At 69.4% G+C, this 12,334-nt stretch carries 10 protein-coding genes; 6 read left to right on the plus strand and 4 right to left on the minus strand.

Going from position 1 to position 12,334, the window contains the following annotated elements; genetic code table 11:
• Positions 1–30: 30 nt before the first annotated feature.
• The 3 genes from MQE23_RS10405 to MQE23_RS10415 are packed head-to-tail and all read right to left on the minus strand — an operon-like array spanning position 31 to position 3,235.
• Entirely contained in the window at positions 31–894 is an 864-nt protein-coding gene (locus MQE23_RS10405) for a carbohydrate ABC transporter permease (protein ID WP_020274412.1), read from the minus strand.
• Positions 891–1,889 (minus strand): sugar ABC transporter permease, encoded by a 999-nt coding sequence (locus MQE23_RS10410; protein WP_243378962.1) that lies wholly within the window; start codon positions 1,887–1,889, stop codon positions 891–893. The genes MQE23_RS10405 and MQE23_RS10410 overlap by 4 nt, the downstream gene beginning before the upstream one ends.
• Entirely contained in the window at positions 1,886–3,235 is a 1,350-nt protein-coding gene (locus MQE23_RS10415; protein WP_243378963.1) for an extracellular solute-binding protein, read from the minus strand. The genes MQE23_RS10410 and MQE23_RS10415 overlap by 4 nt, the downstream gene beginning before the upstream one ends.
• Positions 3,236–3,841: 606 nt before the next feature.
• Between MQE23_RS10415 and MQE23_RS10420 the strand changes: the two genes are divergently transcribed.
• Positions 3,842–4,855 (plus strand): hydroxyacid dehydrogenase, encoded by a 1,014-nt coding sequence (locus MQE23_RS10420; RefSeq protein ID WP_243378964.1) that lies wholly within the window; start codon positions 3,842–3,844, stop codon positions 4,853–4,855.
• A gap of 154 nt (positions 4,856–5,009) precedes the next feature.
• Here MQE23_RS10420 and MQE23_RS10425 read toward each other — a convergent pair whose 3' ends face one another.
• Positions 5,010–5,567: a hypothetical protein gene (locus tag MQE23_RS10425; RefSeq protein WP_020274408.1), complete on the minus strand. Its 558-nt coding sequence runs from the start codon at positions 5,565–5,567 to the stop codon at positions 5,010–5,012.
• 320 nt (positions 5,568–5,887) lie between these two features.
• Between MQE23_RS10425 and MQE23_RS10430 the strand changes: the two genes are divergently transcribed.
• From MQE23_RS10430 to MQE23_RS10450, 5 genes are all read left to right on the plus strand, one after another.
• Positions 5,888–6,976, plus strand: coding sequence for a LacI family DNA-binding transcriptional regulator (locus MQE23_RS10430; protein ID WP_020274407.1), 1,089 nt, complete (start codon positions 5,888–5,890; stop codon positions 6,974–6,976).
• A gap of 383 nt (positions 6,977–7,359) precedes the next feature.
• Positions 7,360–8,697 (plus strand): extracellular solute-binding protein, encoded by a 1,338-nt coding sequence (locus MQE23_RS10435; protein WP_243378965.1) that lies wholly within the window; start codon positions 7,360–7,362, stop codon positions 8,695–8,697.
• 8 nt (positions 8,698–8,705) lie between these two features.
• Complete coding sequence (locus tag MQE23_RS10440; RefSeq protein WP_020274405.1) at positions 8,706–9,590, plus strand: sugar ABC transporter permease; 885 nt, start codon at positions 8,706–8,708, stop codon at positions 9,588–9,590.
• The gene (locus MQE23_RS10445) at positions 9,590–10,504 is read left to right on the plus strand and encodes a carbohydrate ABC transporter permease (RefSeq protein WP_020274404.1); all 915 of its coding nucleotides are present in this window, start codon (positions 9,590–9,592) and stop codon (positions 10,502–10,504) included. Before MQE23_RS10440 ends, MQE23_RS10445 begins: the two co-directional genes overlap by 1 nt.
• A gap of 123 nt (positions 10,505–10,627) precedes the next feature.
• Positions 10,628–12,226 (plus strand): glycoside hydrolase family 43 protein, encoded by a 1,599-nt coding sequence (locus MQE23_RS10450; protein ID WP_243378967.1) that lies wholly within the window; start codon positions 10,628–10,630, stop codon positions 12,224–12,226.
• The last annotated feature ends 108 nt before the right edge of the window (positions 12,227–12,334 follow it).

The following is a 12,334-nucleotide window of genomic DNA, read 5'->3' on the forward strand; positions in this document are numbered from 1 at the left end:
TGACTCCTTGCAAAAGGTTCGGTAGAGGGGCTACTTCAGTCCGGTCGTGGACATGCCGGCGACGAAGCCGCGCTGGGCGACTAGGAAGATCAGCAGGATCGGCACGACGTACATCACGGAGGCCGCGGCCTGGAGGTTGGCGACCGGGGTGCCGGCCGAGGTGACGTACGTCGTCATGACGGCGACGGCGAGCGTCGACTTGTCGGTGGACAGGAGGAGTTGGGGCGCGATGTAGTCGCCCCAGCTCCAGGTGAAGGCGATCACGAAGCTCGCGGACAGCACCGGCCAGGACTGCGGCAGGAAGATCCGCCAGAAGATCATGCCGTAGCCGCAGCCGTCGACGATCGCGGCCTCCTCCAGCTCACGGGGCAGCCCGGCGAAGAACTGCCGGAAGAGGAAGACCAGATAGGGAGCGGCGGCCAGTCCCCAGAACACCCATGGCCAGTACGTGTCGACCATGCCGAGCTTGGCGAAGATCAGGTACGTCGGCAGCAGGGTGATCATCTGGGGCAGCATCATCGAGCCGATGAGAATGCCGAACAGCGTCTTCTTGCCGGGGGCTTCCAGCCGGGCGAAACCGAAGCCGACCCAGGCCGAGCTGAGCGTGACGAGCACGGCGTAGATCAGGGCGATGATCAGGGAGTTGCGGGCGTAGCCGAGGAAGTCGATCAGGTTGAAGGCGTCGGCGAAGTTCTGCCATTGGAAGGTGGTGGGCAGCCAGTGCACGGGCGAGGCGGCCAGTTCCGCCGGGGTCTTCAGGCCGGAGAGGATCAGCCAGCCGAAGGGGCCGATGAACAGCCCGGTGAGGGCGACGAGGACCGTGTAGAGGACGAGGCGGTTGGCGCGCACCCGCACCCGGGGCGCGGAGTTCGGGGGCAGGCTGGTGGCGGTCACTTCTTCGCCTCCGGGTCGACGTTGTAGAACACCACGCCGGACGTGAACTTGAAGATGAGTCCGGTCACGATGAGGATCAGGACGAAGAGCACCCACAGCAGTGCGGAGGCGTAGCCGTAGCGGCCGAGCGCGAAGTACTGCGAGAAGACGTGCATCATGTAGAGGTAGTTGGACTGCGGCAGGGCGGTGACGCCGGCCGTGGTGCCGTCGGGTGACAGCAGCAGCGGCATGATGGTCTGCACGGAGGCGATCACGCCGGTCACGGTCTGGAAGAGCAGCACCGGCGACAGCAGCGGCACGGTGATGCTGCGGAAGGTCCGCCAGGCACTCGCCCCGTCGATCCGGGCGGCCTCGTGGAGTTCCCGGGGCACGTCCTGGAGGCCCGCCAGCGAGATGATCATGACGTTTCCGGCCGCCCACAGCACGCTCATCAGCAGCACGTAGCGGGCGTAGGGATCGGCGAGCCAGCCCAGCGCGTCGAAGCCGAACAGGGTGATGACGCCGTTGGCGGCACCGGAGTTCTGGTCGAAGAGCGCCTTGAAGGTGAGGCCCACACCGACCGGGGGCACCACGGCCGGCAGATAGAGCAGGGTGCGGAACAGCCCGCGCGCCTTGACCGGCCGGTTGACCAGGACGGCGAGGCCGAGCCCAGCGATGATCGACAGCGGCACCGACGTGAGCGCGAACAGGCCGGTGCGGCCCAGGGAGTTCCAGGTCTGCGGGTCGGAGAACAGCTCGGTGTAGTTACCGAGGCCGACGTAGCGCCAGTGCGGCGAGATGCCGTCGTACGTGGTGAAGCTCAGCCACAAGGCGTAAGCCATCGGCACGATCGTCAGCAGCAGGAAACCGATGATCCAGGGCGCGGTGAACAGGTAGAAAGCGCGATGCCTGCGCGCGGTCATGGAGATCCGGGGCCGCCGGGCGGCCGGTGTGGCGCGGCCGGCACGCGCGGCCGGGTCGGTCCGCCCCGTGGCGGGTATCTGGTCGACCGTCATCCCACCTGCTCCTTACCGCGCTTGAGCTGCTCGTTCATGGCCGAGTTCAGGCGGCCCGCGAGGGTGTCGACGGACATCCGGCCGTTCATCGCGGCCGGGGCCTCCTGGTTGAAGAGGGCGTAGAGCGAGTCCGCCGTGGCGTAGGGGGTGTAGGCGATCACCGAGAAGTGCTTCAGCTCGGCGTTCTGCACCTTCAGCACGCGCTTCTGGTAGTCCTCCTGGGCCGGCATCAGCGGGCGCAGGGACTTCAGCGTGGGGATGCCCCAGCCACTGGAGGCGCGGGCCTTGGCGGGTCCCTCGCCGAAGAACCACTCGAAGACCCGCCAGGCGGCGTCCTTGTTCTTGGCCTTCTTCGGCATCCACAGTCCGGTGCCGGCCTGGCAGGGGCTGACCCGCTGACCGCCCTCGAAGATCGGAGCCGGGGCGAGGCGGGCGAGTGGCGCCAGCTTCTTGTCGGCGTTGATCAGCCCGCCGAGCCAGTAGCCGGAGTTGGACATGGCCATGCGGTTCGCCTGGAACGTGGGGCCGTCCCAGGTGTTGGGGTCCGGCTGGATGATGCTGGGGCCGACCCTGGCCCGGCCGTACTCGATGTACCAGTTCAGCGCCTTGCGGGCCTCGGGGGTGGTGAAGTCGACCCGGGAGAAGTCGTCGCTGAACAGGCTCCCTCCCGCCGCCGCCGTCAGGCTCGCCAGGAGGTTGGGTGTCAGCACGCCGTTGTAGCTGCCGCCGAAGACGGTCGTCTGGCCGCTCTTGCGCCGGGTGAGCCGCTTGGCGTTCTCCAGCCACTCCTCGAAGGTGACCGGCTCCGTCTCGGGCGGGTAGTCGACGCCCGCCTTGTCGAAGAGGGCGGTGTTGTACCAGAACATGGAGTCCTGGGAGAAGTCCTTCGCCATGCCGTAGCGGGGGCCCATGCCCTGGGTGCGGCCGTCGAAGCGCCACAGGTCGTTGACCGGGTCCAGGTCGTCGACCCTGAGGATGTTGCTCCGGGCGAAGTAGGGGTCCAGGTCCTCCATCGCGTCCCGCGCCGCGAAGTAGGGCGCGTCGGTGGCACCGACCCCGCGGACCAGGTCGGGTGGAGCGCCGTTGGTCATCATGCCGATGAGCTTGGTGATGTCGTAGCGCACCGTGACGATCTTGACGCCGATGTCCTTCTGGGCCTGTCTGACCAGCTCCGGGGAGATGTCGTCGGGCTTGACCATCAGCGTGACCGTCTCGCCGCCGCCGCTGACACCGCCGGAGACCTGCATCGCGCAGCCGCTCAGCGCCGCCGCGCCGGTCGCGGCACCGGCCGCGGACAGGGCGAGGAAACGGCGGCGGCTCAGGGAAGCACCAGCATGTGGGTGCATGAACGCACCACCTCCTTGCTTTTCCGGCTCGCTGTGGCAACCGGTTGTTGTGCGTGGGGCAGAGCTTCTTGCGGTCGGGATGGCGCGTCAAGAGCCTTGACGAATTTTCGAAAAGACTGTGTAACCTCGGCTTCATCAGCCAGAGTGCCGGTGAGACCTGTTTCCGGGCGCCGCACACCAGCCGTCTACGGGCGACCGGACCACCCCTGACCAGGGGCGCGCCGGATCTCGTCTCGGCAACGGAATGGGGAACCGGTTGCTGAAGCGGTCGTCCGGGCACTCGGGGGGCGACGGCGGCGCAGCCGGTCCCCACGGTCACGCACTGAAACAGTGGTAATCGATTTCCATGATGCGCTTGCATCGAGCCGCCCCCGAGGGGGTGGCGGCTCGGGCTGCACCCTCAAGCCACACGCACCCCTGCACCCCCGCTTCGCTCCCCTCCGCCTGTCGCCCTCAGGGGACGACGTGGGAAAACCAAGGCCGTTGCCCGGAAACCCGGCGTCGCCGACCATCACCCCGGCCCTGCCGATTGACCGCCGCTTCCCGGCGGATCTACGGTAGAAGGCGCTTTCTGAAACTGTTTCCGTCCTCTGCTCCAGGAGAGTCATGCCCAGCCCTCAGCTGCCGCGGGCCGTGTTCGCGATGGATCCGGTACACCTCCCGCTGCTCTTTCCTCCGCCGCTGATGGAGCGGCTGAGGCGCACGGCCGACATCGACCCCGGGTTGGTCGTGCGGGACTTCACCGATCCGGCCGCGGCCGGCGCCCTGGCCTGCTCCGAGGTGCTGATCACCGGCTGGGGCTGCCCGCATCTGGACGCCGGTGCCCTCGCGGCGGCCCCGAAGCTGGGCGCCGTCCTGCACGCGGCCGGCTCCGTGCGCTCCCTGGTCGGCGACGCCCTGTGGGAGCGCGGCGTGAAGGTGTCCAGCGCGGTGACGGGCAATGCCCTGCCCGTCGCGGAGTACACGCTCGCGATGATCCTGCTCGTGGGCAAGGACGCCTTCGACCACCGCGAGCGTTTCCGCCGCACGCACACCTACCCGGGCCCGGCGGAGACCGCGGCGACCGGCAACCTCGGCCGCCGGGTCGGTGTCATCGGCGCGTCCCGGGTGGGCCGCCGGCTGCTGGAGCTGCTGCGGCCGTTCGACCTCACGGTCCTGCTGCACGACCCGTATGTGAGCCCGGCCGAAGCCGCCGCCCTCGGTGCGGAGTCGCTGTCGCTGGAGGACCTGCTCGGACACAGCGACATCGTGAGTCTGCACGCCCCCGACATCCCCGAGACCCACCACATGCTCGACCGCGGCCGGCTCGCCCTGGTGCGGGACGGCGGCGTGCTCATCAACACGGCCCGCGGCGCGCTGGTCGACCATGACGCGCTCGCCGACGAACTGGTCTCCGGCCGGCTCAGCGCGGTCCTCGACGTCACGGACCCGGAGCCGCTGCCGGCCGGTTCCCCGCTGTACAACCTGCCCAACGTGTTCCTGACCCCGCACATCGCCGGCTCCCTGGGCAACGAACTGGAGCGGCTCGGCCGCATCGTCGTCGAGGAACTGGAACGCCTGGTGGCGGGCGCGCCGCCGGCCCACGAGGTGCTGCGGGCGGATCTGGCGCGGGTGGCGTGACGCCGTGGCGGTCGGACGGTCCGGGCTCAGGGCGGATCGAGCAGGACCGGCACCCTTCCCCGGTGGACACGCCATGACAGGTGGCGCTGCGACCGGACGACGCGGCCCCGCGACCGGACGGCAAGGAAGGAGCGCGAAGTCGGCCGACGGGCCCTCACTCGGGGGACGGCCTCGTCACTCCGAGGTCCTCGCGCATCGTGGTGCGCATCCTGGACAGGTCTTGCCAGCCCTGCTTGATCGCATCCCGCACGTCCTCGATGTCGTCGCCGTCGCGTGTGGTGCCGCGGGTGAGTCGGGCCAGGACGCCGTAGACGGAGTTCAGGTCGCTGTCGACCCGTCTCACCTCCGTCAGCACGATGTCCGGCACGATCATCTGGGCCTCGGCGTAGCGGCGACGGTAGTCCACGCGGGCCGCCTCCACCGTGGCCAGCGACTCCTGCGGGTCGTGCCCGATGCGCAGTACGTGGGAGTGGTCGTTGAGGGTCGCCAGATAGTGGCGGGCGGCGGCGTTGAACTCCGTGTACGCCGCTCTGCGGGCCTCACGGCCCGACTCCGCTCGCCGGGCGGCCGTCTCGGCGCGGCGTGTTCCTTCGAGTCGTTCCCACTCCTCGCGGCGGGAGACGTCTCCGCGGCGCTGGGTCAACCACGCCGAACCCAGCGTGCCGCCCACGCCCACCACCGCCGCCAGCAGGCCTGCCACAGTCGAGTCCATCGCGCCTCCCCCGTGCCACCAGCGCCTCCGTACCGCCACTCAGTGTGCCTGCCGGAGGCGCTCCGCCACAGAACGCGTTACGGCTCGGTGACCAGCGGCCGGGGGATGCTCCGCGGCCGGTCACGGCAGGGCAGGCGATTCCTGCACACGTCATGCCGGGCGGGCGCCTCCAGCCCCTGTCCACAGGCCCTCCAGCCCTGGAGTAACGATGGGATACGGTTTCCGCACGGCGCGGGCACGACCCCGGCAGCAGGCGCGGCGCGGCCCGCCACCGACCGGACGACAACAGGCCGGGCCACTACCGTGAAGGAGCCGCAAGGGTGAGTCAGCGCAAGGCGACGAGCGACGCCGGACGGGCGACCATTCGCGACGTCGCGGAGCGGGCCGGCGTCTCCGTGGCCAGCGTCTCGCGGGTGCTGTCGGGCAACTACCCGGTGTCGGAGGAGCTGCGCCGCAGGGTGATGAAGGTGGTCCGGGACCTGGACTACGTCACCAACGCCCACGCCCGTTCGCTCGCCGGCGGCGGCACACCGACGGTGGCGATCCTCATCAACAACATCACCGGCGCCGCGTTCGCGCATGTCGCGAAGGGCGTCGAGGGCGCCGCCACGCTGCGCGGCTGGCTCTCCCTGGTCGGCACCACCGGCGACGACCCGGAGCGGGAGCTGGCCCTGGTGAACCTGATGCGCCAGCAGGGCGTGGCTGCCGTGATCCTGCTCGGCGGCGCGTACGACTACGACGAGTACCAGCTGCGCATGGCCCGCTTCGCCCGTTCCCTGGACGCGGCAGGCTCGCACCTGGTCCTGGTGGGCCGGCCCCCGCTGGAGGGCGACGTCCCGGCGACGACCGTCGACTACGACAACGAGGGCGGCGCCTACGCGATGGCCAGCCACCTGCTGTCGGCCGGTCACCGGCGCGTCCTGGTCCTGCCGGGACATGCGGAACTCACCACCGCGCAGGGGAGGTTGAGGGGAGCGCAGCGGGCCTTCGAGGCGTACGGCGTGCCGTTCGACCCGGGTATGGTCCGGCACGGCCCGTACGACTACGAGCACGGGTACGAGGCCGTCGAGGCGGCCCTGCACGACACGCCTGACTTCACCGCCGTGCTCGCGGGGACGGACGTGGTCGCGGCGGGCGCCATGCAGGCGCTGCGCGCGGCGGGCCTGCGGGTGCCCGAGGACGTCTCGATCGTCGGCTACGACGACATCCCGCTCGCGTCCCAGCTCACTCCCCAACTGACCACCGTGCACGTGCCGTACGAGGAGATGGGCCGTGTCGCGCTGCGCGCGGTGGCGGACCGGCGCGAGGGCGGCGCGGGGCGCCGCAAGAGCGCCGACGGCGACCATCTGGTGCTGGGTACGCATGTCGTGGTCCGCAACTCGGTGCAGCCGCCGGGTCAGCACGGATAACGACCAGAGGTCGTTACGTAACCGTTTTCCAGAGCCTTTGCGGCCGGTTCGAGGTTTCGTCGGCGTGCCCGCCGAGGCCTGGGGCCGACCGGTCCGACACCGCATTGACCTGCGCGGATAAGCGCCCGCGGGCGAGCGCCTGCCGCGTGTCCGGAGATAACCGGGCGGACAATCCGCCGTAACAAATTTCCGCGCACCTCTTGCTAAGAGCCGAGCCAGCCGCCTACCGTCCCAGCAACCGCTTACTACAGCTTCTGCTTCCGCTTGGCCGAACCCCCCGCAACCGCGAGCCGACGGTTTCCGGCCGCCGTTCCTGGCCAGCACAACCGAGCCGCTGCCGTCCTCTCGTTCTGAGAACGCCTATTCCGAAGGATCACGGTCAGATGAACTTCACCAGCCCCCGGAGAAGGTTCGCCTCCGCCGCTGTCGCGGGTATCGCGCTGACAGGTCTGCTCTCCGCCTGCGGCGGATCCGGCTCGGGTGACGACGCCGCGTCGAAGTCCGGCCCGGTCACCCTCCCCTTCTGGGGCTGGGCCAACGGCCAGGAGGCGGTCGTCAAGGCGTTCAACGCCTCGCACAAGGACATCCAGCTGAAGTACACCAAGGTCACCGACCAGCTGACCATGCAGAAGCAGCTGACCAACGCGGTGAAGGCCGGCAACGCCCCCTGCCTGGTGCAGAACACCGCCGAGTACGTGACCAGCTGGGTCTCGCAGGGCGCGCTCGCCGACATCTCGCAGTACGTGGAGAGCGAGAAGGACAAGTTCAACACCGGCGCCTGGGCGAGCGCGCAGGTGCAGGGCAAGCTCTACGGCGTGCCGACCAGCTCGGCGCCCCAGTTCACGATCTACCGTACGGACATCTTCAAGAAGCACGGACTGAAGCCCCCGACGACCTGGGACGCCTTCATCGCCGCGGGCAAGGAGCTGAAGAAGCACAACATCAAGATCACCAACTACGCCGGCGAGGACCCGAGCACCCTGGAGGTGCTCGCCATGCAGGCCGGTGCGCACTGGTACTCGATCGACGGCAACGCCTGGAAGGTGAACTTCCAGGACGAGGGCACCCTCAAGGCCGCGAAGGTGATCCAGGAGATCATCGACAACGACCTCAACGCCAAGCTGTCCTTCGCCGACTACGCGGCCGTGCAGCGCAGCTACGACACCGGCGCCACCGCCACCCGGCAGATCTCCACCTGGCAGATGGCCGGCATGGTGCAGAACTTCACCAAGTCCTTCGGCGACTGGGCCCTGGCCCCGTGGCCGACGTACAAGGGCGAGGCGCCCAAGACGCCGGCCGGCACCAACCTGACCGGCAGCGTCACCCTGGTGACCGAGCAGTGCAAGAACCAGGAGCAGGCGGCGCAGGCCGCGCTGTGGATGTCGACGAACCAGGACGCGGTCAAGACGATGGCCAGCCCGGAGACCGGCAACGGCGTGATGCCGGCGCTGGCCGACAGCAAGTCCTACGTCGGTGAGTCGATCTCGCAGAAGCTGCTCGGCAAGAACTACGAGCCGGCGCAGAAGGTCGTGACGGACAGCCTGGGCACCGTCACCACCGACTGGACCTTCGGACCCAACTGGACCGCGATGTTCACCGAGCTCCAGGCGGGCTGGGCCAAGGTCGTCAGCAAGGAGCAGACGGTCACCGACCTGCTCGCGCACATGCAGCAGTGGACGGTCAAGGACCTGAAGTCCCGCGGTATCAGCGTCAAGGGCTGAGGCATTCGATGATTCGCTCCCTGCGCTGGAAGGGTGCCGCGTTCACGGTGCCCTTCCAGCTCGGCTTCGTCTTCCTGTATCTCCTCCCGATCGGCTACGCCGTCTACGAGTCGCTGTTCACGGAGAAGCAGTCCGGGCTCGGCCTCGGTGGCGCCACGACGGAGTTCGTCGGGCTCGACAACTACACCCAGGGGCTGACGGACTCGGCGTTCATGAACTCGATCCTGCGGGTGGTGCTCTTCGCCTGTGTGCAGATCCCGTTCATGCTGCTGATCAGCCTGCTGCTGGCGCTGTTCCTGGACGCTGTCACCTCAAGGGTGGCGAGCCGGTTCCGGATCCTGCTGCTGGTGCCGTACATGATCCCGGGCGTGGTCGCGGCGATCGTGTGGGTCAACCTCTACAGCCCGGACGTCGGCCCGCTCACCCCGATCGGCAAGGCCCTCGGCTTCGACTGGAACTTCTTCGCGCCGTCGATGGTGTGGCCGTCCATCGGCAACCTGCTGACCTGGCACGGCATCGGCTACAACATGGTGATCATCTACTCGGCGCTGCAGGGCGTGCCCCGCGAGCTGTTCGAGGCGGCCCGGCTGGACGGCGCCTCCGAGCTGCGGATCGCGCGCAGCATCAAGATCCCGTACGTGCGCGGGGCGCTGGTGCTGACGGGTCTGCTGTCGATCATCCAGATGCTCCAGATCTTCAACGAGCCGGCGCTGTTCCGGAACATCACTCCGCAGACGGTCAGCGACAGCTTCACCCCGATCATGATCATCTACAACCAGGCGTTCAACGCGGGCAACTACAACTACGCGGCGGCGCTGTCCGTGCTGCTCGCCCTGATCCTGGGCGTGGCCTCCTTCCTCTTCTACCGGCTCACCTCGAAGGAGGCCGACTGATGGTGCTGACCGAGCACACCACGAAGCGGCCCCCCGTCCGCAGCGTCCGGCGCCTCCCCCGCCCTGACGCGGCCTCCCGCGGGCGGGGCGGTCAGCGCTTCCTCCTCGTCGGGCTGATCCTGGCCAGCGTCTACAGCCTGTTCCCGGTGTGGTGGCTGATCGTCGCCGCGACCAAGGACCGCACGGCGCTGTACCAGAGCAACGGCCTGTGGTTCTCCGGCTGGCATCTGTGGGACAACCTGCAGCAGGTGTTCACCTACCAGGACGGCATCTTCCTGCGGTGGACGGCCAACTCGTTCCTGTACGCCGGGGTCGGCTCGCTCGGCGGCACGCTGATCGCGCTCGCAACCGGTTACGGCCTTGCCCGCTTCGACTTCCCCGGCCGCAACGCGATCTTCGCGTGTGTCGTGGGCTCGTTCCTGATCCCGATCGCCCTGCTCACGCTCCCGCTGTATCTGCTGTTCTCGGCGCTCGGCATGGTGGACACCCCGTGGGCGATGCTGATCCCCTGCCTGATCAACCCGTTCAGCGTGTATCTGGCCAAGGTGTACACCGAGGCCACGGTCCCCTACGAGCTGCTGGAGGCTGCTCGGATCGACGGCGCCGGCGAGCTGCGGATCTTCTTCAGCATCGTGCTGCGGATGATGACGACGGGCGGCGCGACGGTGTTCCTGCTGGCCTTCGTCAACACCTGGAACGCCTTCTTCCTCCCGCTGACCGTGCTGCGCGGCAAGGAGAACTGGACCCTCAACCTCGGCCTCTACAACTGGACCGGCACGCGCCTGGAGTCCGGCATCGACCTGACGGGCCTGGTGCTGACCGGCGCGCTGCTGTCCATCGTGCCGATGGCGATCATGATGGTCGCGATGCGCCGCTACTGGCGGTCGGGCGTGACGCTCGGCGCCCTCAAGTGATGGTCGCCCTCGAGTGACCGGCGCCCTCAAGTGATGCCCCTCGCCTCTTCCTGACTCCCGGGGGCCGCAGGTGACCCTGACTCCCTGCGGTCCCCGGGTGCCCGACCCTCCCGGAGCCCTCGCGTGACCGTCCTGCACAACCCCGTCCTCCGCGGCTTCGCCCCCGACCCGTCCCTGATCCGGGTCGGCGACTGGTACTACGTGGCGACCAGTTCCTTCGAGTGGTTCCCGACGATCCCGGTCCACCGCTCCCGCGACCTGGCCCACTGGGAGTACGCGGGGCACGTCCGGGGCGCGGCCCCCGGCGGTTCGCTGGCCGGGGTACCTGACTCCGGAGGCATCTGGGCGCCGTCGCTGAGCTGGGACGGGGAACGGTTCTGGGTGACGTACACCGTGGTGCGCTCGGTCGGCACGCCGTACTTCGACCTGGACACGTACGTTTCGACGGCCACCGAGGTGAGCGGCGAGTGGAGCGCGCCGCGCCGGGTCGCGAGCCACGGCTTCGACCCGGCGCTGTTCCACGAGGACGGCAGGCTGTGGCTGCTGAACCTCCAGAACGACCACCGGCCGGGCGGCCGGAGGTTCGCCGGGATCGTCGTCACGGAGCTGGACCGGGACACCCTGGCGCCCGTCGGGCCGACGCGTCTGCTGCTCCAGCACGACCGGCTGATCGAGGGGCCGAAGCTGCTGCGGCGGGCCGGCTGGTACTACCTCATGCTCGCGGAGGGCGGCACGGGCTGGGAGCACGGGGTGCGGGTGGCCCGCAGCCGGGAGCTGACCGGTCCGTACGAACTCGACGAGCGGCCGCTGCTGACCACCCGGGACGACCCGGACGTGCCGTTGCAGAAGGCCGGGCACGGCGAGCTGGTCGAGACGCCGGACGGGCAGTGGCTGCTCGGCCATCTGACGGCCCGTCCGCTGCACACACCCCGGGGCCGCCGCTGCCCGCTCGGCCGGGAGACCGCGATCCAGGCGGTGACCTGGGACGCTGAGGGCTGGCCGCGGCTGCGGCAGGGCGGTTGGCACCCGGCGGTGGAGGTCGACGTACCGACGCGGCCGCACCCGCTGCCCCCTGCTGCCCCACCCGGGGGCCTGTCCTGGCCGTGGAGCTCCCTGCGCGAGCCGCCGGACCCGTCCTGGGCCGACACGACGGCCCGGCCCGGCTGGATCCGGCTGCGCGGCCGGCACGGGCCGGAGTCCCGCTGGGCGAGCAGCCTGCTGGCCCAGCGCGTCACCGAGCACCATGCGGAGGCCGAGGTCACCGTGGAGGCGCGGCCGGTCACCTTCACCCAGGCCGCCGGTCTTGTGCTCTGGTACAACCCAGAGGCGTATCTCAGCCTGGACCTGACCTGGGCGGAGCCCGAGGGCGAGCCGCAGCGCGGACAGCAGTGGCGGGGAACGCCCGGCGCTGGGGGCCGTACGGTACTCAGCCTCGTGGAACGCGACGAGGAGACCACCCGCCAGGTCGCCGTCGTGGAGGTGCCGGTGGCGGCGGCCGTGACGCTGGGGGTGACGATCGAGGGGGCCGAGGCACGCTTCTGGCACGTCCGGGACGGGGTGCGGACGGCGATCGGCCCGGCCCTGGACTTCAGCCGACTCTCCGACGACCACGGTTCCCGGCTGCGCTTCACCGGTGCGATGGCGGGCATCCACGCCCGGGACCTCGTCGACGCGGCGTTCACGGCGGACTTCACGGGGTTCCGGCTGACCTGTTCCGGCTGACCTTCACACCCGACTGATCGCGTTGTTCGGGGTTTCGAAAGTTTTGACCGACGAGAACCGGTGATTTCACTTGTCTTCCCGCCGTCCTGCGCCGCACCTACAGTAGGA

It is taken from the genome of Streptomyces sp. HP-A2021 (assembly GCF_022807935.1).
GTDB lineage: Bacteria > Actinomycetota > Actinomycetes > Streptomycetales > Streptomycetaceae > Streptomyces > Streptomyces afghaniensis.

Bases quoted from the DNA above. Each gene is read 5' to 3' on its own strand.
- MQE23_RS10410 (WP_243378962.1), bottom strand. From the start codon at position 1,889: ATGACGGTCGACCAGATACCCGCCACGGGGCGGACCGACCCGGCCGCG.
- MQE23_RS10420 (WP_243378964.1), top strand. From the start codon at position 3,842: ATGCCCAGCCCTCAGCTGCCGCGGGCCGTGTTCGCGATGGATCCGGTA.
- MQE23_RS10440 (WP_020274405.1), top strand. From the start codon at position 8,706: ATGATTCGCTCCCTGCGCTGGAAGGGTGCCGCGTTCACGGTGCCCTTC.
- MQE23_RS10415 (WP_243378963.1), bottom strand. From the start codon at position 3,235: ATGCACCCACATGCTGGTGCTTCCCTGAGCCGCCGCCGTTTCCTCGCC.
- MQE23_RS10445 (WP_020274404.1), top strand. From the start codon at position 9,590: ATGGTGCTGACCGAGCACACCACGAAGCGGCCCCCCGTCCGCAGCGTC.
- MQE23_RS10435 (WP_243378965.1), top strand. From the start codon at position 7,360: ATGAACTTCACCAGCCCCCGGAGAAGGTTCGCCTCCGCCGCTGTCGCG.
- MQE23_RS10425 (WP_020274408.1), bottom strand. From the start codon at position 5,567: ATGGACTCGACTGTGGCAGGCCTGCTGGCGGCGGTGGTGGGCGTGGGC.